This is a genomic window from Arthrobacter sp. Y3225209 (genome assembly GCF_059090685.1).
Genome location: NZ_JBNHFW010000007.1, coordinates 103,920 through 125,533, shown reverse-complemented (window position 1 = coordinate 125,533; position 21,614 = coordinate 103,920). Strand labels below are relative to the sequence as shown.

Sequence of the window (21,614 nt, the reverse complement as noted above, 5' to 3'; positions counted from 1 at the left end):
ACCCGGCCCGGCGCCGTCGTCCGCGACCGCGCGGTTTCCGTCGCAACCCTGCTCAGCGCCGAACCGTCGGGAGCGTTGCAGGCAACCGCAGGTGCGGGCATGACGTATACCGCGGCGGACGGTGACCTCACCGGACTTGCCGCGGCCAACTGCCAGGCGCCTGCCAATGACCTGTGGCTGGTAGGGGCCCGGACGGCTGTTGGTGCCACGGCGGTCCTGCAGCTGACCAACCCCTCGCAGACTGCTGCCGACGTTGATTTGGAGCTTTACGGTACTGCCGGCCCCGTGGACGGGCCCGGCAGCCGGGGCATATCCGTGGGACCGGGGCAGACCAGGAATGTGGTGCTGGCCGGCCTGGCCGCCAACCAGGAGTCCCTGGCGGTGCGCGTGCGCAGCTCCGGCGGACCGGTGGCTGCCGTGATTTCGCAGAACATCCTGCGGGGTTTGACTCCCGGGGGTGTGGAACTCATCCAGCCGACCACTGCTCCGCAGCCCGCGCAGGTGATCAGCGGGGTCCGGATCCAGAATCCGGAAACCACCCGCAAACTCGCCAGGGAAGACGGCTACGCCTCGGTGCTCCCGTCCCTGCAGGTGGCCGTACCCGGCGCGAGTGATGCCGTAGTGAACCTGCGGGTGTTTGGTCCGGCGGGGGAAGTGCAGCTCGAGGGTGGCGGAAGCTATAACGTAGCGGCCGGAACCGTGAGCCGGCTTCCGCTGGATTCACTGCCGGAAGGTACGTACACGCTGGATATCTCCGCTGACGCAGGTGTGGCAGCCGCAGCCGTCTTCAGCCGTGGATCCGATCCGGAAAAGGGTACTGACGTAGGAGTTGCCGCCGCCGGTGAACGGCTTGGCAGCGAGCACCTGGCAGTGCTGCCTTCGGCGGATTCCGTGCTGTCCTTCACCGCACCGGACGGTGCAGCCGAAGTGCAGCTGACCGGAGTCACGGCGTCCGGGGACCTGCTTGCGGAAAAAACGGTGAAACTGGGTGCCGGTTCCGTCACTGAAGTCCGGCCCGGAGATCTGGGCGGCTCCGTTGCGGCAGTTCTCATCCATGCCACCGGCGCGCCGGTCTTCGGTGCGCAAAGCGTCACCGGCGGAGAGACCGGGATCAGCGCGCTGACCCTCCCGCGGGGCAACGTGGGCGGGAGCCGCGTCCAGGTGGGCGTGGGCTACTAGCGCGGCGCTAGAGCGGACGGTACCTGCCGTACGCCGGATCAATGGTTTCCGGGTCCATGCCCATCAGTCCGGCCAGCTGCTCCACGATGACGTCGTGGAGCAGCTCGCTGACGGGAACCAGCCCGTGCGCTGCGGTTTCCACGGCATGCCGGTAGATGGTGATAACCGGGGGACGGTTCGGGGCGGCCGGTGTTCCGGCGCCGAGGGGAATGGGTCCGCCTGAGCGTGCCAGTTCCTCGAGATCGGGCGGAATCTCCTCCACCAGAAACTGGTAGCTCTGAATCTGTTCGCCCCACAGGCGTTCAAGGCGCTGCGCTGATTCGAGCACCCATTCATCAAAGCGTTCAGCGCGTGTGCGGGCGCCGGCCAGGTGCGGGGGAATCAGGTCTCCGCGCAGGCCCCGGCCGTGCCGGTTTCGGCGGCGCTCCCGGAAGGACCGGGCGGGAGCATCGGCGGAACCGGGCGCCGCGGAGTCCGGCCCGTCTTCCAGGCGCACCCGGAACGAAGATCCCATGGACATGTAAGAACTCTAACCGCTGGCCGCCGGTGCGGGGACCCGTTTCCCTCGGGTCCGGGGAGCCTTTTTCCCGCGGCTGCGGACCGGCGCGCCTGCGCGGGCACCGGGGGAGGAGCGGGTAAAGTGGTCGTCCGTGGAATCCTTACGTCAGTGCTCGCGTTCAGCCTGCCGCCAGCCGGCAGTGGCTACCCTGACGTACGTTTACGCCGACTCCACCGCAGTTCTCGGCCCGCTCGCCACCTATGCGGAACCGCATTGTTACGATTTGTGCGCCGGTCATTCCGGGCGGCTTACCGCCCCGCTGGGATGGGAACTGGTCCGGCTGAACCTGGAAGGCCAGCCCCGGCTCCCCAGCCGGGACGAACTCTCCGCTCTTGTGGACGCGGTGCGGGAACAGGCCGCAAACACCCCGGATGAGGACGACGACGAGCCCAAACGCAGCGGCAAGCATGCGCTGGAGCCGCCGGCCGAAACCCCGGGAACCCGCCGGGCGCATCTTCGCGTCCTGCGCGAACAGCACTAAGCCCCGGTACATCCTTCCTCCGAAACGCAGGTAGCAAAGGGTTAGGCTTGGCAGTGACGAGCCGCCCGCTGCGGCACCTGATCTCTCAAGGAAGTGCTGTTTCCATGGCCACTATGACAGCCGGACTCCTCGAAGTCCTGCGTTGCCCCGTCACCGGTTCCCCGCTCACCCAGGACGGTGATGAGCTGGTTTCCACCGCGTCCGATGCGTCCGGGAACCCGGTCCGGTACCGGCTGGAAGAAGGCATCCCGGTGATGCTGAAGGCCGATTTCGACGCAGCGGAGGCCCCCGGGCCGGCCGCGGATCTCTGAGGATGTGCGCATGAGTATCGATTTCAAAGTAGCCGACCTGTCCCTCGCCGAGGCTGGCCGGCACCAGATCCGGCTGGCCGAGCACGAGATGCCGGGCCTGATGGCCCTGCGGCGTGAATACGGTCCCTCCCAGCCGCTCGCCGGTGCACGGATCGCGGGATCCCTGCACATGACCGTGCAGACGGCCGTACTGATTGAAACCCTCACGGCGCTTGGTGCGGAGGTCCGCTGGGCCTCCTGCAACATTTTCTCCACCCAGGACGAAGCCGCGGCGGCAGTGGTGGTGGGCAACGGCACCCCCGAGGAGCCTGCAGGCGTTCCCGTCTTCGCGTGGAAGAACGAGTCGCTTGAGGATTACTGGTGGACTGCTGAGCAGATTCTCACCTGGCCCGAAGGCTCGGGCGGCCCGAACATGATTCTCGACGACGGCGGCGATGCCACCCTGCTGCTGCACAAGGGTGTTGAATTCGAAGCCGCAGGGTTTGTGCCGGAAAGCCCCAGGGAAGGAGACGAGGACTACTCCTACGAGTTCACCGTCATCCTGGACCGCCTGCGCCGCAGCCTCGCCGAGCATCCCGGCAAATGGACCGAAATTGCCAAGGGCATCCGCGGCGTGACGGAGGAAACCACCACCGGCGTGCTGCGGCTGTACCAGCTGGCCGCCGAGGGGAAGCTGCTGTTCCCGGCCATTAACGTCAATGACTCGGTCACCAAGTCCAAATTCGATAACAAGTACGGCATTCGCCACTCGCTGCCGGACGGCCTGAACCGTGCCACCGACACCCTGATTGGTGGAAAGGTGGCTGTGGTCTGCGGATACGGCGACGTCGGCAAGGGCGCCGCCGAGGCGCTGCGCGGGCAGGGCGCACGGGTTATCGTCACCGAGATTGATCCGATCTGTGCCCTGCAGGCCGCGATGGACGGATACCAGGTGGCCCGGCTGGAGTCGGTTCTCGGTCAGGGTGACATCTTCATTACGACCACCGGCAACAAGGACATCATCATGGCCGAGCACATGGCTGCCATGAAGCACCAGGCCATTGTGGGCAATGTTGGCCACTTCGACAACGAAATCGACATGGCCGGCCTGGCACGGGTTCCCGGGGTACGCAAGGTCGAAATCAAGCCGCAGGTCCACGAATGGGTCTTTGACGAAGGCACCGACAAGCAGCGCAGCATTATTGTGCTCTCCGAAGGGCGCCTCCTGAACCTGGGCAACGCCACCGGCCACCCCTCGTTTGTTATGAGCAACTCCTTTGCCAACCAGACGATCGCCCAGATAGAGCTGTTCACCAAGCATGGGACCAGCCGTCCGGACGGCACCCCGGAGTACGCAAACCAGGTGTACGTGCTGCCGAAGGTGCTGGACGAGAAGGTGGCACGCCTGCACCTGGGCGCGCTCGGCGTCGAGCTGACCGAGCTGACAAAAAGCCAGGCCGATTACCTGGGCGTGGATGTTGCCGGCCCGTTCAAGCCGGAGCACTACCGCTACTAGCGCCTGTTGCGGTGGAGCCGCGGCCGGGTGCCGGCCGCGGCTAGTCGCTGAACGGCATGCGGTGCAGCCGCGCCGCCAGCGCCTCGGTCTGCTCGCGCTGGCGGTCCAGCCGCACGTAGTCCCTGTCCCGCCGCTCGGCCATCACCGCCCGAAGGTAGGCCTCGGGATGGGTGCCGGCCGGAGGCTGCGGAGAGATGAAGCCGCTGGTTTCTGCCGCCAGTTCGGTGGCCAGCGCAGTCCGGGCCGGTGCTGCCATACGGCCGCTCTGGGCCAGGAAACGCGAAATCCGGCGCGACAGGCCGTCCGGCAGCCGGCCCATATCCGCAAGGTCCGCCCACGGCTCCAGTTCCGGGGGCGTGTGGACCAGCGGCGGCAGGGGAGCCACTACCCGGTCCCGCAATGCGTAGGTCCCGGCGAGAATGTCCCCGAGCCGCTTGGACCTGTTATTAAACAGAGCCACGGTGAAGGCCAGGGAACCGGCCAGGAGATAGATTTCCAGCACCGCAGTGATGGCGCGGATAAAGGCATGCCGAAACCGCACTGAGCCGCCGTCGTCGCGCACAATCCGAAGGCCCATGGCCAGCCGGCCCAGGGACTTGCCGCGCGTCAGGGTCTCCACACCGGCGGGTACCGCCACGAACATCAGTACCACCAGTGCCAGGGAGAGCGTGCGGGCGAGGGCGGGATCCGACTCGGCCACTGCGTTCCCGACCAGCAGCATCAGCCCGATGAACACGGTTACATGCGCCACGACGTCGATAATGGCGCTGAGCATACGGGCAGCGAAACCCGCCGGACGCAGTTCAAGGACCACCGCCTCACCGGTAACAATGGTGCTCATATACGTCCTCCTCGAACCATGGGTCAGGACCACTGTACCGACCCGCTAGGGTGTAACCGTGGACCTCGATGCCTTTGCTGCCGTGCACAGCCCGGATTGGAAGCGGCTTGACGTTCTCGTTGCCCGGCGCCGCCTCAGCGGACCCGAGGCGGACGAGCTGCTGCGGCTCTACCAGCGTGCCTCCACGCACCTTTCCATCGTGCGTTCGGTGGCTCCGGAAGGCACCCTGTCCGCGGCGCTGTCCATGCGGCTTTCCCGGGCCCGCACCCGGTTGACGGGCAGCCGGTCCAACTTCCTCGAGGACATGGCATTTTTCTTTGTGTTCTCCCTGCCGTCTGCGTTCTACCGGATCCGCTGGCTCACCGTCGCCATCGGGGCAGTGTTTATTGCCGTTGCCTGGCTGACCGGTTTCTGGACCGTGAATACCCCCGGTGTGCTGGCCGCCGTGGGTTCCGATGCTGAGATGCGCCGGTATGTGGAAGAGGACTTCGTAAACTACTACTCCGAGAACCCGGCGGCGTCCTTTGCCGGGATGGTGTGGACCAACAATGCCTGGATTGCCGTGCAGGCGGTGGCTTTTGGCATTACCGGGATCTGGGTCCCGTGGATCCTCTACCAGAACGCCGTCAACGTGGGCCTAAGCGGCGGAATGATGGCTGCGCACGACAGACTCGACGTCTTCTTTATCTACATCCTTCCGCACGGCTTTATGGAGCTGACCGCCATTTTCATTGCCTCTGCGGCCGGGCTTCAGATTTTCTGGACGTTACTGGCCCCCGGCCGCCGTTCGAGAATGAATGCGCTGGCCCAGGAAGGCCGCTCCCTGATGACTGTTGCCCTGGGGCTGATTGTGGTCCTCTTTATTTCCGGCCTGGTGGAAGGGTTCATCACCCCCAGCCCGCTCCCGGCCTGGCTGCGCCTGACCATCGGTTTCCTGGTGTTCGCGGCGTACTGGGTCTACACCCTGGTGCTCGGTGGCCGTGCCTACCGCGCCGGCTATCGGGGCGACCTTTCAGCGCGCGACGCCGGTGCCTCCGTCCTGACCGCCTAGCCTGCGGGCGGGGTGGCGCGCGCGCCGACACGCACCGGCCCGGTAGGGTCGAGGTAGACCAGCGTCGACCACGAGCGTCGAATAGTTTCAGGGAAGTGAAAGAGGAAGCAGTGGCCAGCCAGGACGAAACCCCCACGCATCGACCGACGGCGGGAGGCGAGCCTCCCAGCGACGGCCCGGTGACGCCCGAAACGGAGACCGGCGCTGCTTCAGCCAACGGATCCTCTGCCCGCGAAGCCTTGCACGGTACCAACGAACATGACGCCTGGGATGCCGAATTCAACGGCCTTTCCGGCGGTGACACACCGGACGCAGCGAACACTGACGTCGCGGGGGTCCGCGATACCGCAGATGAACCTCCCGCAGATGAACCTGCCGCCCCAAAGCCTGCCGCAGCCGGGACTGCCTCCTCTGAACCTGCCGCATCCCACACTGACGTAGCCGAGCCCGCTGAGGCTGTCTCCGCCGACGGGAACAACGCGGGTACGCGGGAGTCCGATGGTGCCGGCGCAGCCGAGACGCCTATAACCGGAGCTGCTGCACCGGATATGACTGTCCCGGGAGGACACCCCGCGGTCGCCCAGCGCAGCCACCTGCCAATGCGCCGGGCAAGCACGCTTCCGGATCTGAGCCGTTACGCCTCCCGGTCCGATGACAGCCGAACGGATACAGGCGAACCGAACGCCGGAACCGCGGCAACTGCTTCCGGGTCCGATGCCGAATCCGGGGAGCGAAGCCTGCGCACACCAGGGGAGCGCAGTGCCGGCCACGGTGCCGCTGCCGCCGGAGCAACTGCGGGTGCCACCGCCGTTCCGGGTGCTTCCGCCTCAGCTGCATCTGTGCCCTCCACATCTGCGGGCTCCGCTGCGGATGTTTCCGCCGCCGATGCCGCCGTCACGGATGTCCACGGTTCAAATGTCCACGGTTCAAATGTCCCCGGTTCAAATGTTTCCGGTTCAAAAGCCCCCGGATCCGATCTGCCCGGTTCCGAGGTCCCCGCCTCCGGCGCGGATACCCGTACGGCCGCCTTCAAAACTGTGGACGTCAGCGCCACGGGATCAGGCGCCGCAGGGGCCAGTGCCGCAGGAGCAAGATCCGCGGGGGCACAAGCCGCGCAGACACAATCCGCTGACAAAGACTCGGCAGAAGACGGCGCGGATTCAGCGGATTCCCGTGCCAACGAGGACTCCCTGTCTCCGGCGGAAGCCGAACGGCGGGCCCGGGAACGGGAAAAGGCCGCTGCCGGGAAACCCGTTCTCGCCCGGGTGCTCCAGGTGATGATTGCCGTGTTTTTCCCGGTGATGCTGCTGGCGGCCGCCATTCGTGCCGTGGCAACGCCGCTGTTCCTCTGGGCGGAGTACCACCGGCCCGGGTTCCCCGCCGACAGCTACGGGTTCACCACCGATGACCGGATGACCTACGGCTCCTATGCCGTGGATTATCTCCTGAACTGGACCGGTCCCCGCTATCTGGGGGACCTGGTGGGTGACGGCGGGGAACCGCTGTACCTCGAGAGCGAGGTCAGCCACATGGCTGACGTCAAGACGGTGCTTACGGCAGCCTTTGTGGCGGCGGCGGTGATGGCCGTCCTGAGCATCTGTGCAGCGTTCTACCTCGCACGGCGCAGCCCCGGCGGCATCCGCAGGGCTCTCTTCTCCGGTGCCGCCGTCACTCTGGTGCTGGTCCTCGTCCTCCTGACCCTCGCCATCCTGGGCTGGGAGCAGTTCTTCACCCAGTTGCACACGGTGTTCTTCGCCAACGGAAACTGGACCTTCAGGCTGGACGACACACTTATCCGGCTCTTCCCGGCGCAGTTCTGGATGGACGCCGGCATTGTGATCGCGGCCCTGGTGCTCGTCACCTGTGCGGTTGTCCTGGCCTGCTGCTGGCCGACCAAGGCACGCCGCAACCGGGCCCGGGCGGCACGGGAAGCCGCACGCCGCCGGTACACCGACTCGCTGGACGCCCTCTAGCAGCCGGACCCGCAGTCCACACAGAAAACCCCCGTACCGCCTGGCGGTACGGGGGTTTCCTGTGCTCGGGCCGCAGCGGTGCTACTTGGCGTAGAGCTTTTCAACCTCGTCGGAGTAATCCGCAATCACGGCGTTCCGGCGCAGCTTGAGGGTTGCGGTGAGGTGACCGGACTCCAGGGTGAAGTCCTTGGGCAGAACCGTGAACTTACGGATCTGCTCTGCCCGGGACACCGTCGCATTGGCCGCGTCCACGGCGTCCTGCAGGATCTGCTGCACCCGCGGATCATCGCCGGCAACACCGGTGGGGGCGCCGTTTTCGCGGCTCCAGGCTTCCAGCGCCTCGTCATCAAGGGTAATCAGGGCCGAGACAAACGGGCGGCCTTCACCGACGACAATCGCCTGGGAAACCAGGCGGTTCTCGCGGATCTTTTCCTCCAGCGGGCCGGGTGCCACGTTCTTGCCGCCGGCGGTGACAAGCAGGTCCTTTTTCCGCCCGGTGATGCGCAGGAATCCGGCGTCGTCGAGCTCGCCGACGTCGCCGGTCCGGAACCAGTCACCGTCGAACGCTTCGGCGGTAGCTTCGGGGTTGCGGTGGTAGCCCTTGAAGACCACTGCGCCCCGCACCAGGACCTCGCCGTCGTCGGCAATCCGGATGGTGGTGCCGGGCATGGGCAGGCCCACGGTGCCCACCCGTGTGCGGGCCACCTGGTTGACGCTCGCGGGGGCGGTGGTCTCGGTGAGGCCGTAACCCTCCAGGACCGTCACGCCGCAGCCGCGGAAGAAGTGCGCCAGCGTCGGGCTCAGTGCGCTGGCACCGGAGATGGCGAATTCCGCATTGCCGCCCAGGACTGCCCGGACCTTGGGGTAGAAGAGCCGGTCAAACAGTTTGTGCTTCAGGGACAGTGCCACGGACGGCCCGCGGCCGCCGCGCGCGGCAGAGTCCTTGGCTTCCGAGTAGGCAATGGCCGTGGCGGAGGCCGCGGCAAACGCCTTGCCCTTGCCGGCGGCTTCCGCGGACGCCTGTGCGCCGGTGTAGATCTTTTCGAAGATCCGCGGCACGGCCAGCAGGAAGGTTGGAGAGAAGGACTTGAGATCGCTCATCAGGTCCGAGGCGCTGCGGGAATGACCCACCTTCACGCCGGCGTGCAGGCAGCCGACCTGCACTGCGCGGGCCAGCACGTGGGCCAGCGGCAGGAACATCAGGGTGGTGGGATTCGGGACCTTCAGCATCTCAGGGAGAACTTCGATGATGTTGACGCCGAACAGGGCGAAGTTGCCGTGCGTGATTTCGCAGCCCTTGGGACGTCCCGTAGTGCCGGAGGTATAGACCATGGAAGCGGTGTCTTCGAGGTTGGCGGTGCTGCGGGCTGCCTCCAGGGCGTCGTCGCTGACGCTGCTGCCGGCTGCGGCCAGGCCGGTGAGCGAGTCGGCACCGTCGCCGTCGTTCATCAGCCAGATGGAAAACTCCCCGTCAAGGGCGGAAACGGCTGCCTGAACAACGGCTGCCTTGCGTTCATCCTCAACAAACACGTGCCGGGCACCGGAATCCGCGAGGATCCATTCAACCTGGGACGGGGAGGAGGTTTCGTAGATCGGAATGGTCACGGCGCCGGCGAACCAGTTCGCCATATCCGCCACGGTCCACTCGTAGGAGGTCCGGGACATCACCGCAACGCTGTCGCCCGGGCGGATCCCCGAACCGATCAGGCCCTTGGCCAGCCGGGAGACTTCGGTCAGGAACCGGTCGGCTGTGACGTCCTCCCACTCTGTGCCGTTTTTTACGGCGTACAGAACCCGGGATGGATCCTTTTGGTGCATTTGGAGCAGCAGATCCGTGACGTTGGAATCTGCGGGAAGGCGGACCAGGAGGTCAGTGGCGGACTCGCGCACTTAGGCCCTCTCTTTCTGTGCCGGGGCACATGGGTAACGAGACTAAATCCAGCTGGGCATCCACATACGCAGCCGCCAGTCAGAATACGGGATGGTTTCCGCCGTCCAGACCGGCATGAAGAATGCCGAGAGCAGGACGGCACCCGCCACGAAGCAGCCGACCACCAGCAGGCCTGCCCGTCGCCGCGGCAGGCTGTCGGAGCGCCGGCCCAGAACCAGCCCCAGGACATACACCAGGGCCAGGACCAGGAAGGGCTCGAAGGAGACCGCGTAGAAGAAGAATGTGGTCCGTTCAGGATAGGCGAACCAGGGCAGGTATCCAGCCGCCACTCCGGACAGGACCGCACCCGCGCGCCAGTCACGCCGCCCTATCCAGTAAAAGAGCACCACCACCAGCGCCAGGGCGGCACCCCACCAGATCAGCGGATTGCCCACCGAGGTGACGGCAGTGGAGCAGCTGTCCGCCAGGCAGCCGTCCTCGCCGGCGGAGGAACCCTCATAGAAGAAGGACGTGGGCCTGCCCATGAACAACCAGGTCCACGCGGTGGAGGAGTAGCTGTGTTCCGAGCTGAGCCCGTTATGGAAGGCATAGGCGCTGCGGTGATACTCCGCGAGGGAACGCAGCGATGCGGGCAGCCAGCTCCAGCCCTCGTCCGGATTCTGCGCGGCCCACTGCCGGTCATAGGCGTCCTCGGAACGCAGCCAGCCGGTCCAGGTGGCCAGATATACGAGGGCGGCGGTGGGAATGATGGTCAGGAACGCCGGGATGCCGTCCCGGAACAGTGCTCCTTCCCACCCGGGGATGCCCGCAACCCGGCGGGCGCTGACATCCCACAGCACCGTCATCAGCCCGAAAACGGCGACGAAGGCCAGAGCGGACCATTTGGTGCCAACGGCCAGCCCCAGACAGGCTCCGGCAACCAGCCGCCATGGACGCCAGAGGAGCCACGGTCCGTACAGCAGTGCCCCGCGCGGCGCGGGGACGGTGCCCGGAGGCCCGCCCGCCGTGCCGGGACTGCCGTACAAACGGGCCAGCCGGCGGGCGAGCCGCAGCCGGCCGTCCCTGCGGTCCAGCAGCAGTGCCCCAAACGCGGCCACCACCCAGAACGTCAGGAAGACATCCAGCAAAGAAGTGCGCGAATGGACAAGATGATGCCCGTCAACGGCCAGCAGGAGCCCAGCGACGGCACCGAGCGCGGCGGAGGAAAACAGCCGGGCGGCAATCAGGCCTACGAGCAGGACGGTCAGGGTGCCCGCCAGCGCGGCGCCGAAACGCCAGCCAAAGGCATTGTCCGAGCCGAAGAGCGCCATGCCGAAGGCGATCATCCATTTACCCGCGGGCGGGTGGACTACGTATTCGGGACTGTCCAGGAGGATGCCCGGCTGACCCGCGTTGAAGGAATCGTTGGCGTTCTCCGGCCATTCCCGTTCATACCCGGACTGCAGCAGCGAATAGGCGTCCTTGACGTAGTAGGTCTCGTCGAAGACGAGGGAACCCGGTTCGCCGAGGCGCACAAAGCGCAGCACTCCGCCCAGAACGGCCATCACCAGGGGCAGCAGCCATCCGGCGGTTCCCAGCGGCACCAGGGTGCTGCCCAGCAGGCGGCTCCGCAGGGACTCAAAGCTGAACGCCGACTGGGGAGATTCCAGCAGCGGCGCGGCCTCACGGCGGGCTTTCACGGTTCCGGTGAGACTCACGCGCACCACTCTATAGCCTGTCGCGTAGGGTTGGAGGGTGGACTCGAGCAAGAAAACAGGCAACCAAACCGGTACTACGGCAGGTACTGCCGCATCTGAGCGCGCAGGCTCCGGGCAGATTGTCCTGGCCGCGACCCCCATCGGCAATATGGGTGACGCCACCAACCGGCTGATCGGACTGCTTGAAAGCGCCGACATCATCGCCGCCGAGGATACCCGGCGGCTGCACCGGCTGGTGAGTGCCCTGGGCATCACCACCCGCGGCCGGATCATCAGCTACCACGAGCACAACGAGGCTTCCCGGACCGCTGACCTGCTGGAGATGGTGCGTGGCGGCGCCACCCTTCTGATGGTCACTGACGCGGGCATGCCGGCCGTGTCCGATCCGGGTTTCCGTCTGGTCGAAGCCGCGGCTGCGGAAGGACTGACAGTGACCGCAGCGCCGGGTCCCTCGGCGGTGCTTACGGCGCTGGCGCTGTCCGGACTGCCCACGGACAGGTTCTGCTTTGAGGGGTTCCTGCCCAGGAAGCCGGGGGAGCGCAGCACCCGTCTGGCCCAGCTCGCCGGTGAACAGCGCACGATGGTGTTCTTCGAGGCCCCGCACCGGCTGGAACCGATGCTTCGGGCACTCGATGCTGCGTTTGGCAGCGACCGGCGGGCGGCGATTGCCCGGGAACTGACCAAGCTGCACGAACAGGTACTGCGCGGCCCGCTGCGCGAGCTGCTGGAGTGGGCCGAAGCCGGTGACGTCCGCGGAGAGATTGCCGTGGTGGTTGAAGGCGCACCGGACGCGGCTCCTGAACAGGCAGCCGACCACGTGGGGGCTGTCAACACGCTTATCGAGCAGGGACTCCGGTTGAAGGAAGCCGTGGCAGCCGTGGCCGAAGAGGCCCGGATCAGTAAGCGCGAACTGTATTCAGCGGTGCTTGAAGCGCGGAGTTGAACCCGGTCCCGGCTGGGCACCTGCACAGCGGAGCCGCTTTGGTGCAGTGCACCCTCGCATTTACAGGGTGAGTGCCCGAAGCCTACGGTGAAGGGAAGCGCGGGCACCGTCCGCGCCGCACCCTACGAATTTCTGGAGGCGCCCCCATGGGTATTCCCGCACACCGTGAAGCCGAACTGCTGGCACAGGTCCCCACCGGCCTGCTGATTGACGGCGAGTGGCGGGATGCTGCCGGCGGGGCCAGGTTCGACGTCGAGGATCCCTCCACGGGCAAGGTGCTGCTCAGTATTGCCGATGCCTCCACCGAAGACGGTGGCCTGGCCATGGACGCGGCAGCGGCGGCACAGGAATCCTGGGCACGTACGGCACCGCGCGAGCGCGGGGAAATCCTGCGGCGCGCCTTTGAGCTTGTGACCGAACGCGCCGAGGACTTCGCTTTGCTGATGACTCTCGAAATGGGCAAGCCCCTGGCCGAGTCCCGGGGCGAGGTGACCTATGGTGCAGAGTTCCTCCGCTGGTTCTCCGAGGAAGCGGTTCGAGTCTCCGGCAGGTACAGCACCTCCCCGGACGGCAAATCCCGGCTGCTGGTGACCAAAAAGCCGGTAGGCCCGTGCCTGCTGATTACGCCCTGGAACTTCCCGCTGGCCATGGCAACCCGCAAGATCGCCCCGGCCGTGGCGGCCGGCTGCACCATGGTGCTCAAGCCGGCGAAGCTCACGCCGCTGACGTCCCAGCTGTTCGCGGCCGTGATGATGGAGGCCGGGCTGCCGGCCGGCGTGTTGAACGTTGTGTCCACAACGTCGGCCGGGGACGTGACCGGCCCGATCCTGAAGGACCCCCGGCTGCGCAAGGTGTCCTTCACCGGGTCCACCGCCGTGGGCCAGGGCCTGATCCGGGATGCGGCGCACAACGTGCTGCGCACCTCCATGGAACTTGGCGGGAACGCGCCCTTCCTGGTGTTCGAGGATGCGGACCTGGACAAGGCGGTGGACGGCGCCATGGCCGCGAAACTGCGGAACATGGGTGAAGCCTGCACCGCCGCAAACCGGTTTGTTGTCCAGGACACGGTGGCCGATGAGTTTGCGGAGAGGTTCGCCGCCCGGGTGGGCGCCATGGCCACCGGGCGCGGCACCGAGGACGAAACCAAGGTAGGGCCGCTGATCGATGCAAAATCACGGGACAAGGTGCACTCACTCGTTACGGACGCGCTCGACGGCGGTGCCCGGGCCCTGGTGGGCGGCGCCCCTGAAGAAGGCCCGGGCTATTTCTATCAGCCGACCGTCCTGAAGGACGTTGCACCCGACGCCCGGATCCTCAAGGAGGAAATCTTCGGACCCGTAGCGCCCATCGTGACGTTCTCGACCGAGGACGAGGCGGTGGCACTGGCCAACAACACGGAGTTCGGCCTGGTGTCCTACGTCTTTACCAGCGACCTGAACCGTGGTCTCCGGATCGGCGAGAAACTTGAATCCGGGATGCTGGGGCTCAATGCCGGCGTGGTGTCGAACGCCGCAGCTCCGTTCGGCGGCGTGAAGCAGTCGGGGCTGGGCCGTGAGGGCGGGGCCGAGGGGATTGAAGAGTACCTGTACACGCAATACACCGGTATTGCCGATCCCTACGCCGGGTAGGTGCCGCCGCCGTCGTCAGTCATGGCGGAAGCGCACCGCGAGCGACGGCGGCAGGAATCTGGCCCGCAGCCGGTCCGGCAGCCGGGCTGTCCGGCCAAGGGCAGATTCCACGGTCCTGATATCGGACCAGTCGGCGGCGGGTGACCGCACAGCCGTACCGGATTGGCCGGGTGGGGGCTGCCCGTGCTGTGTCCCCTGCGCCTGCCGGGCAGCTCGTGAATAAAGCTCCTCCTCGTAGGCGCGGCGGATTCGGTCCAGGGCTTCCTGCGCTCCGGCATTGAACCCGGCCTGCCGGGCCAGCCTGTCGGCGTAGCTGCGCGGCGTATCGGAGACCTGCCCCGGGTAGCCGTAGTCCTGTCCCAGATCAGCCAGCTCGTCCCAGACGGGGGCCGAGCGGGCAGCGTTGCTCACGGTGGAGGCGTTGCGGCGGCGGAGCGTCCGGAGCCGGCGCAGGCTCCACGGCGTACAGGCGGCAGCCGCGGCTGCCAGTACCGCAGCGGCTGTCCATAGCCAGGCCGTGCTGCCGGTCTCAGCAGGTTCCAGTACGGCTTCGGGTGCCAGCGGCGTTTCCCTCGGTGTTGGCCGGGGTGCGGGTACTGCTTCGCCGATCCTCGGATCTTCATCAGCGCGCGGATTGGTGCTGGGCTGTGTCTGCGCCTGCTGCTGGGCATAGTCGGGCACGGACCCGCGCGAGGGGGTGGGCTCAAAGCGCACCCAGCCGGCGTCCTCGAAGTAGAGTTCCGGCCAGGCGTGGGCATCCGTGGAATCCACTTCGAACAGGCGCATGGACTCTCCGCCGGGTCCGGGCACCTCGGAGTCCTTGCCGGTGGAACGCCCCGGTGCGTAGCCCAGCGCCATGCGGCTGGGGATCCCCTCCTGCCGTGCCATAACCGCCATCGCCGCTGCGAAATGCACGCAGTACCCGGCCTTGCGGTCCATGAATTTGGACAGGACGTCCAGCCCGTTTCCGTCATAGCCGCCGTCAACCGGTGCATCAAGGGAGTAGCTGAACTCAGCGCTGCGCAGGTAGTCCTGGATCGCCATGGCTTTGGCATAGGGTGTGCCCGCGGACCCGACGGCTTCCCGGGTGGCTTCGGCAATGTTGCCGGGCAGGCTTTCAGGCAGTTCGGTGAAGACCGGATCCACCGTCCCCTCCGGCACCGGAGGGGCCACGGCAAGCTGCTGCGGGGTCGGTGCCGCTAACACGCTGACCACTTGGTAAGCCTGCGGCGCGGGCCCGTCATCGTCGTCGTTCAGCACGGTCATGGTCTTCGGATCCCAGGACCATGAGCCCTCCGCGCCGGTGACGCCCACCGGATAGTAGGGGGCCAGCAGCCAGGGACTGGAATAAGTATCCGAACTGATCCGGGTTACCACCCGTTTGTCGGAGAGACTGGAACCGCCGTCGCTGCCCATCCCCGAGACACCGTTACGGCGTTCCCCGGTGCGCAGATCAGGTGCCCAACGGCTCCCGGAGAAATCCTCCAACGTGGTGGAGCGAAGGTAGACCGGTTCATCGGAGGATGTCGCATAGGTTATCCGCCCGGCCGACTGCGGCTGGCGCAGGTCATTTCCCAGTGTGACAACAGGGTTCAGCCCCGTGGTTCCTGACCAGAAATTGAAGCGGGTCCCCTGCGGGAAGGCACCCGCGGTGAACCCCGGCAGTACCAGTGGCAGCATCAGGGCCAGAATAAGAGCGGCTCCCGAAACGGCGGCGCACCGGCCCAGCCAGCCACGGGGAGGGCCGGCACCCGGAACGGCCGGCTGGTGTTCCCGCCGGGCCCCGGCGCCCAGCACAAGCAGGTAGCCAACAGCAGCAAGTGTGAAGTACCCGGCGCCGAGGCTTTCCGGCAGCAGCACCGCCGGGATCATCACCACCGCGACCAGGCCCAGTCCCGCAGTTGCAGGCATGCGCAGCGTCGCTGCCAGGGTGTCCGAAAGGACCGCCACGAGTCCTATCCCGGCGCAGCAAAGGAAAACGATGCCGGGGAGCGCCTGGACCGGGGTGACTTCGGTGATGATGATGGTCCTTGCCTCGAGCAGCAGGGCATCGGCCCGCGCCAGGGTACCGGGCCCGGGAAGGAAGCCGAGCGGTGATACGGATGAGGCAAACAGTCCGGTCAGCGTCATGATGAGGGCGGCGACGCCGGCAACCGGGATTAGCGGAAGCGGGAGGCCCAGCCGCCGCGCTCCCGCCGTGGCCGCCAGGGGCAGCAGGACCGCCAGGACCAGCGGCGCCAGCCAGGACCAGCCCTCAATCACCCCGTGCAGGCTCAGGGAACACAACAGCACGGCGGCAGCCGTTGCCGCGCCCACTCCGAGGTTCGCCGAACCGCGGCCCGGGGCTGTGCGCCGCCCGGGACCGGCAGGGCGGTGCGGCTGCGGGTCAGGCGCCGGGCGGTTAAGCACTGCTGTCATGAGAACGTGCTTTCAACAACGGGCCCGGGCTTCCGCCGGGGTCCGGCACCCGCGTGCGCGGCCGGAGTTGCCGCGCCGGTACCGTCGCGGTCGCGGTCCAGAAGGGCCCAGGCCGATGCTATGGGTGTTGCCGGGGCCACGGCCGCGGCTACCCAGCCTGACTCACGGAGGATTCTCAGCACCGGACGGAGGTCCGCCGGCCGGTCGGTGACCAGCAGGGCCAGGGGCTGGGGCGAGTACCGTGCTGCTCCGGCAAGCGCGGTGGCCTCCGATGTAGTGAGCCGTCCGCCGATCATCAGCAACGGACCGGGCGTCCGTCCGCCGGCAAGACCGTCGAGCAGGGTGTCGCCGAACGGCTCTGCGGGAAGGGGATCCGCCGTCTGGGCCGGTGCGGGGGCCGCGGGCTGCAGACCCAGACCGGCCAGGCCCTCCGCCAGGTTGTGTACGCCGTCTGATCCGCCGAACCCGGATTCATCAGCGTCAACCGCGGAAGGGGAGTGCAGCAGGCCGGGGGACGAGGACTCATCCACGAAACGGACGCTGTAGCCCCCGTCGGAGAAGTGGACGGCGCCGGAGATGACGGCGGAAACCGCCCACTCGAAGGACTCGGTGGTCAGCAGTTCCCGGGAATCATCGGAGCCAGGCAGGGCTCCCGCACCGTAGGCTGCCGCCCTCTGGTCCAGCAGGATGGATGCGGTAGGTGCCGTGACGGGTTCTTCCTGCCGCACCATCAGCTCGCCGTGCCGGGCTGTCGCGGGCCAATGCACGCGGCGCATAGGGTCGCCGTACCGGTACTCGCGGGTGGTGGCGTCGTCTTCGCTGGGGGTGCCGCGGCGTCTGCTCGGCGAGGTGCCCTCGGTTCCCCTTGCCCCGGACAGGGCGAGCACCGGCAGGTCCTGGGGTGCGGGGGCAACAGCCAGCTGGTCGGTCCCGCCCAGGGTGTGGACCGTTTTCGCAAGGCCGAAGGGGTCCAGGAACTCCGCCGTGACCGGGCCGATGGCGTACAGCCCGCGCCGGCTTGAGCGCAGCCGGTATTCGTAGGTGCTGGCTCTGCCGTCAGCGGCCAGACCGGACGGGAAATGGAATTCCGGACTCCGGCCGAAACGCAGCGGAAGTCCCTCACGCATGGTCGCTGAGGGTATCTGGCTCCCACGGCAGCGGATGCTGAGTTGCACTGTGGCTGCCGTGCCGGTTTCCGTCAGCGGCGGCGTGAAGGTCCTTTCGACGTCGAAGCCCGGCTTGGCCAGCCGCAGCAGGACCGCGGCGGCAAGCGGCAGCCCCATCAACAGGACGGCAACAGCAAGCAGATCCCTGCGCCCGAGCACCCCTGCCGCCAGAAGGAACGCAGCCCCGGCGCTTAGCAGGCCCCATCCGCGAGGCGTGAATAAGCCCGTGAGGGAGGGAATCTGCATGGCTGCCTTTCACTTGGCGGGGAGCGGGGCGCAGGCTGTTACCGGCGTGAGCGCTCCGGTGCCGTTCGGGGAACCGGAACGGAGTCGATAACGGCAGCGATGCAGCTGGAGGCGCTTTCACCGGCACCGGCCGCTCTGCGGTGCAGCAGGAGGCGGTGCGCAAGCACGGAATCCGCCAGCCCGGCGACGTCGTCGGGCAGGACGAAATCCCTGCCGTCCAGCGCCGCCATGGCCTTGGCCGCCCGCAGCAGCTGCAGCAGTGCCCGCGGGCTGGCCCCCAGACGCAGGTCCGGATGCTCGCGGGTAGCCCGGCCCAGCGCCACCGTGTAATCCTTGACGGCTGCCGACACGTAGATATCACGCACGCGGGCAATCATCGCCTGTGTCTCGTGCAGATCCACCACTGGGGCTATGCCTTCCAGGGGCGAACCCGCCTGGTGGTTTTCCAGCATGTCCGCTTCGGACCGGGCATCCGGGTAACCAAGTGAAATCCGGGCCATAAACCTGTCACGCTGGGCTTCGGGCAGCGGATAGGTGCCCTCCATGTCAATGGGATTCTGTGTGGCCACCACCATAAACGGGGCGGCCAGCCGGTGAGTGCCGCCGTCCACTGTTACCTGTTGCTCCTCCATGCACTCCAACAACGCGGACTGGGTCTTGGCGGAGGCCCGGTTGATTTCGTCCGCTATCACGACGTTGGCGAACACCGGGCCCTGCCGGAACTCGAAGCGGTGGCTGTCCTGGTTGTAGATGGACACGCCGGTGACGTCGGAGGGCAGCAGATCCGGGGTGAACTGGATACGGCTGACCGTGCAGTCGATGGTCCGGGCCAGGGCTTTGGCCAGCATGGTCTTCCCGACTCCGGGCACATCCTCCAGCAGCACATGCCCCTGCGCCAGCAGCACGGTGAGGACAAGGCGGGCGGCCTCCTCCTTCCCGTCAATCACTGTCCCGATTGCTGACAGGATGCCGGCCGCCTGGTGCTGGAAGGATTCGGGATCCGCGGCATAGGTCGGGGAGTGGAGCGCAGTGCCTGCTGATGAGCCGGTGGAAGGAAGACCGTGGAGGGACGCCGCGGCGGCAGAGGGGATTGGAGCGTCCATGGACACCTTCCGTGCTGGGCATTAGGCGGCAAGAGCCGTGAGCGGCTGCAAGGTCCTGAATACTGGCGCATTATCCGAACCCCGGACAGGCCAGCAGCCGCCGGCGGGACTTGTCCGTCCAGAGTACAAGCTCCCTTAGGCTTAAGAACATGAGTAAATGCAGCGGATATGTTCCGGGCAGCACACCGGCAGCCTACCTTCCGGAAGGAACCGGCGCGGATGCGGTGCGGCATAAGGGGAAGGGCTACCCGCCCGCTCCGGAACCGCTGCCGGTTCCGGTCATGGACAATCACACCCACTTCGACTTCCCGGCGGGTGATTTCCGGGTCGCCCTCGGGGCAGCACTCGACGCGGCCGAGGCCGCGGGGGTGAAGGGCGCCATCCAGGTAGGAACGGATCTGGAATCCTCCCGGTTTACCGCGAAGGCAGTCGACGCCGATCGCAGGCTCCTCGGCGCAGTGGCCATCCACCCGAATGACGCCCCGCAGCTGGCGGCGGAGGGAACCCTGGACGCGGCGCTCGCCGAAATTGAAGCTCTCGCAGCCCATCCGAGGATCCGGGCCATCGGGGAAACCGGGCTGGATTATTTCCGGACAGGCGAGGACGGACTCGAACGCCAACAGTATTCGTTCCGCCGGCATATGGACATCGCCAAGCGGCTCGGCCTCGCACTGCAGATCCACGACCGTGATGCCCACGCCGACGTCGTGCGGCTGCTGAAGGAGGAGGGCGCCCCGGACACGGTGGTGTTCCACTGTTTCTCAGGCGACGCGGAACTGGCTCGGATCTGCAACGAGAACGGCTGGTACATGTCCTTCTCCGGGACAGTGACATTCAAGAACTCGCACGGCCTGCACCAGGCGCTCGCCGAGGCTGACAGGAACCTGCTCCTGGTTGAAACCGACGCCCCGTTCCTTACGCCCCATCCGCACCGGGGCCGCCCGAATGCCAGCTACATGGTTCCTTACACGGTGCGTTTCATGGCTGACCGGCTGGACCTGACTGCGGCCGAACTGGGGGAGTCCCTGGCGGCCAATACCGAGCGGGCCTACGGCTCCTGGACGGATACCCGGAGTGCGGCCGCGACCGCGGAAGCTGCTCCCGGCGGCACCCGCGGAGCCCATCCGGAGCGGTAGGCGCGGGCAGGTACCGGAAGACGGGAGCCCGGACACCTCGTTTGCCCTTACATCACGGTTCGGTTACGGTAGGGAGCTATTAGCCGGGGTCGGGGAAGGCATCCGGACTAGTTTGGTGTCAAGACCGCGAACGGAACCTGGTTCCGACGCGGGAATTGCAGGTTCCCTGTCTGCGTCAGCAGGCGTGGGGTTGTTGCGGCTGAGTGCCGTAACTGCCGCGCCGTGACGGGTTGGGGACCTTTTGCCGCTACGCCTGTGTCAGGCGCGGGTTCCTTCCTGCCTTTGGCAGGAAACGGGCAGCCGCGTCCGCGCACTTAAATCCCCGTGCCCGGATGCTGTGACAGTTTGGGAACCCGTGGCAAATTCACTCGCAAAGCGTGGGGTAAAGATTATTGCGCAGGCCGCCGTTATGGTCTGTCTGGTGCTGGGGCTGGTCGCGTTTGTCGGCGCCTCCAAATCAGTAGTGCTGACAGTTGACGGCGAAAGCCAGGAAGTGCAGACCTTCGGGGGCACAGTGGCCGACGTCCTGCAAAAAGCCGATATCTCCCTAACCTCCGCTGACCGGGTAAGCCCCGAGCCCGCCCAGGCGCTCGAAGACGGCACCACGGTAGAGGTCCAGCGCGCCCGCGCCGTGGATGTCACCCTCGACGGCAACGGGACCACCGTGCACACCACGGGCGAGACCGTCGCGGACCTGGTGAGTGAGCTCCGGGTCTCCTCCAATTCCGCGGTTTCGGCATCATTGGATACGTCGCTGGCACGACTCACCGGCGGAGTGTCGATCTCCACACCCAAAACGGTCTTCGTGACCGTGGACGGCAAGAGCCACGAGCGGAACACCACCGCCACCAGCGTCCGGGACCTGCTGAACGAGTCCGGTGTCGTTCTGGGTGCCGCCGACCAGGTATCCGCACCCGCAGATGCGGCCCTGGTGGATGGTATGGGCATTAAGGTCACCCGGATCTCCGCCGGCGTGGAGGAAACCGAGAAGGAAGCCCTTCCGCATTCCACAGCAGAGGTTCCCGACGCCGAGATGTTCGAAGGCGAAAAGAAGGTCACTACGGCAGGCGTGGACGGAGAACGCACGCGCGTTTTCGCCGTGACGGTAGTCGACGGACGTGAAGTCAGCCGCACGCTGGTCAGCGAAACGGTTACCCGTGAGCCGGTAGCCGAGGCTGTTGCCACCGGCACGAAGAAACGTCCTGCCCCTGAAGCCAAGCCGGCGGCCGGGTCCGGTGCCGCGCCCTCTTCAGGAACCTGGGCTGCGCTGGCACAGTGCGAATCCGGCGGCAACTGGCACATCAATAACGGCAACGGGTATTACGGCGGCCTGCAGTTCAGCAGCGGCAGCTGGCTCGGCGCCGGCGGCGGAGCATACGCGCCCGTGGCCAGTGCTGCGACACCGGAGCAGCAGATAGCCGTGGCGGAAAAGCTGCGTGCCAACGGGGGCTGGGGCCACTGGCCGTCTTGCGCAGCCAAGCTGGGCCTGCTCTAAC

At 66.8% G+C, this 21,614-nt stretch carries 17 protein-coding genes; 10 read left to right on the top strand and 7 right to left on the bottom strand.

Features of this window, described 5'->3' with window-relative positions; translation table 11 throughout:
* A partial coding sequence (locus AC5RVB_RS06365) for a DUF5719 family protein (protein ID WP_494142247.1) occupies positions 1–1,179 on the top strand: 1,179 nt, incomplete at its 5' end.
* A 7-nt stretch (positions 1,180–1,186) separates the two neighbouring features.
* Here AC5RVB_RS06365 and AC5RVB_RS06360 read toward each other — a convergent pair.
* Positions 1,187–1,699, bottom strand: coding sequence for a metallopeptidase family protein (locus AC5RVB_RS06360; protein ID WP_227904233.1), 513 nt, complete (start codon positions 1,697–1,699; stop codon positions 1,187–1,189).
* Positions 1,700–1,829: 130 nt separating this feature from the next.
* Here AC5RVB_RS06360 and AC5RVB_RS06355 point away from each other — a divergent pair, with 130 nt between their 5' ends.
* The 3 genes from AC5RVB_RS06355 to ahcY all read left to right on the top strand — a co-directional run bounded on the left by AC5RVB_RS06355 (position 1,830) and on the right by ahcY (position 4,025).
* Positions 1,830–2,219: a DUF3499 domain-containing protein gene (locus AC5RVB_RS06355; RefSeq protein WP_227904234.1), complete on the top strand. Its 390-nt coding sequence runs from the start codon at positions 1,830–1,832 to the stop codon at positions 2,217–2,219.
* A gap of 104 nt (positions 2,220–2,323) precedes the next feature.
* A complete protein-coding gene (locus AC5RVB_RS06350; RefSeq protein WP_227904235.1) occupies positions 2,324–2,530 on the top strand; it encodes a Trm112 family protein in 207 nt (68 codons plus the stop codon).
* A 10-nt stretch (positions 2,531–2,540) separates the two neighbouring features.
* Positions 2,541–4,025, top strand: coding sequence for an adenosylhomocysteinase (ahcY, locus tag AC5RVB_RS06345; RefSeq protein WP_227904236.1), 1,485 nt, complete (start codon positions 2,541–2,543; stop codon positions 4,023–4,025).
* Between the two features lie 40 nt (positions 4,026–4,065).
* Here ahcY and AC5RVB_RS06340 read toward each other — a convergent pair whose 3' ends face one another.
* Complete coding sequence (locus AC5RVB_RS06340; RefSeq protein WP_227904237.1) at positions 4,066–4,866, bottom strand: RDD family protein; 801 nt, start codon at positions 4,864–4,866, stop codon at positions 4,066–4,068.
* Between the two features lie 58 nt (positions 4,867–4,924).
* On the opposite strand from AC5RVB_RS06340, the gene AC5RVB_RS06335 reads away from it, so the two are divergent.
* Both AC5RVB_RS06335 and AC5RVB_RS06330 read left to right on the top strand, forming a co-directional pair.
* Complete coding sequence (locus AC5RVB_RS06335) at positions 4,925–5,917, top strand: stage II sporulation protein M (protein WP_494142246.1); 993 nt, start codon at positions 4,925–4,927, stop codon at positions 5,915–5,917.
* A 95-nt stretch (positions 5,918–6,012) separates the two neighbouring features.
* Positions 6,013–7,890, top strand: coding sequence for a TIGR01906 family membrane protein (locus AC5RVB_RS06330; protein ID WP_494142245.1), 1,878 nt, complete (start codon positions 6,013–6,015; stop codon positions 7,888–7,890).
* Between the two features lie 81 nt (positions 7,891–7,971).
* Here AC5RVB_RS06330 and AC5RVB_RS06325 read toward each other — a convergent pair whose 3' ends face one another.
* A complete protein-coding gene (locus AC5RVB_RS06325; RefSeq protein WP_227928900.1) occupies positions 7,972–9,780 on the bottom strand; it encodes an AMP-dependent synthetase/ligase in 1,809 nt (602 codons plus the stop codon).
* A gap of 42 nt (positions 9,781–9,822) precedes the next feature.
* The gene (locus AC5RVB_RS06320; protein WP_227904570.1) at positions 9,823–11,325 is read right to left on the bottom strand and encodes a dolichyl-phosphate-mannose--protein mannosyltransferase; all 1,503 of its coding nucleotides are present in this window, start codon (positions 11,323–11,325) and stop codon (positions 9,823–9,825) included.
* 271 nt (positions 11,326–11,596) lie between these two features.
* Between AC5RVB_RS06320 and rsmI the strand changes: the two genes are divergently transcribed.
* Positions 11,597–12,421 carry a 16S rRNA (cytidine(1402)-2'-O)-methyltransferase gene (gene rsmI, locus AC5RVB_RS06315; protein ID WP_279326976.1) on the top strand — a complete coding sequence of 275 codons (825 nt, stop codon included), beginning with the start codon at positions 11,597–11,599 and terminating at the stop codon, positions 12,419–12,421.
* A gap of 146 nt (positions 12,422–12,567) precedes the next feature.
* Positions 12,568–14,049 (top strand): NAD-dependent succinate-semialdehyde dehydrogenase, encoded by a 1,482-nt coding sequence (locus AC5RVB_RS06310; protein ID WP_494142244.1) that lies wholly within the window; start codon positions 12,568–12,570, stop codon positions 14,047–14,049.
* Positions 14,050–14,064: 15 nt separating this feature from the next.
* Here the strand turns inward: AC5RVB_RS06310 and AC5RVB_RS06305 are convergent, their stop codons facing one another.
* Genes AC5RVB_RS06305 through AC5RVB_RS06295 form a run of 3 tightly spaced genes read right to left on the bottom strand, consistent with a single transcriptional unit; the run spans position 14,065 to position 18,982 of the window.
* The gene (locus tag AC5RVB_RS06305) at positions 14,065–16,467 is read right to left on the bottom strand and encodes a transglutaminase TgpA family protein (RefSeq protein ID WP_494142243.1); all 2,403 of its coding nucleotides are present in this window, start codon (positions 16,465–16,467) and stop codon (positions 14,065–14,067) included.
* Positions 16,464–17,879, bottom strand: a complete 1,416-nt coding sequence (locus AC5RVB_RS06300; RefSeq protein WP_494142242.1) for a DUF58 domain-containing protein — start codon at positions 17,877–17,879, stop codon at positions 16,464–16,466. The genes AC5RVB_RS06305 and AC5RVB_RS06300 overlap by 4 nt, the downstream gene beginning before the upstream one ends.
* A gap of 38 nt (positions 17,880–17,917) precedes the next feature.
* Positions 17,918–18,982, bottom strand: a complete 1,065-nt coding sequence (locus AC5RVB_RS06295; RefSeq protein WP_227904245.1) for an AAA family ATPase — start codon at positions 18,980–18,982, stop codon at positions 17,918–17,920.
* A 149-nt stretch (positions 18,983–19,131) separates the two neighbouring features.
* Between AC5RVB_RS06295 and AC5RVB_RS06290 the strand changes: the two genes are divergently transcribed.
* Positions 19,132–20,118 carry a TatD family hydrolase gene (locus AC5RVB_RS06290; protein ID WP_290245426.1) on the top strand — a complete coding sequence of 329 codons (987 nt, stop codon included), beginning with the start codon at positions 19,132–19,134 and terminating at the stop codon, positions 20,116–20,118.
* A gap of 355 nt (positions 20,119–20,473) precedes the next feature.
* Positions 20,474–21,613 carry a resuscitation-promoting factor gene (locus AC5RVB_RS06285; RefSeq protein WP_290245425.1) on the top strand — a complete coding sequence of 380 codons (1,140 nt, stop codon included), beginning with the start codon at positions 20,474–20,476 and terminating at the stop codon, positions 21,611–21,613.
* Position 21,614: the final 1 nt, after the last annotated feature.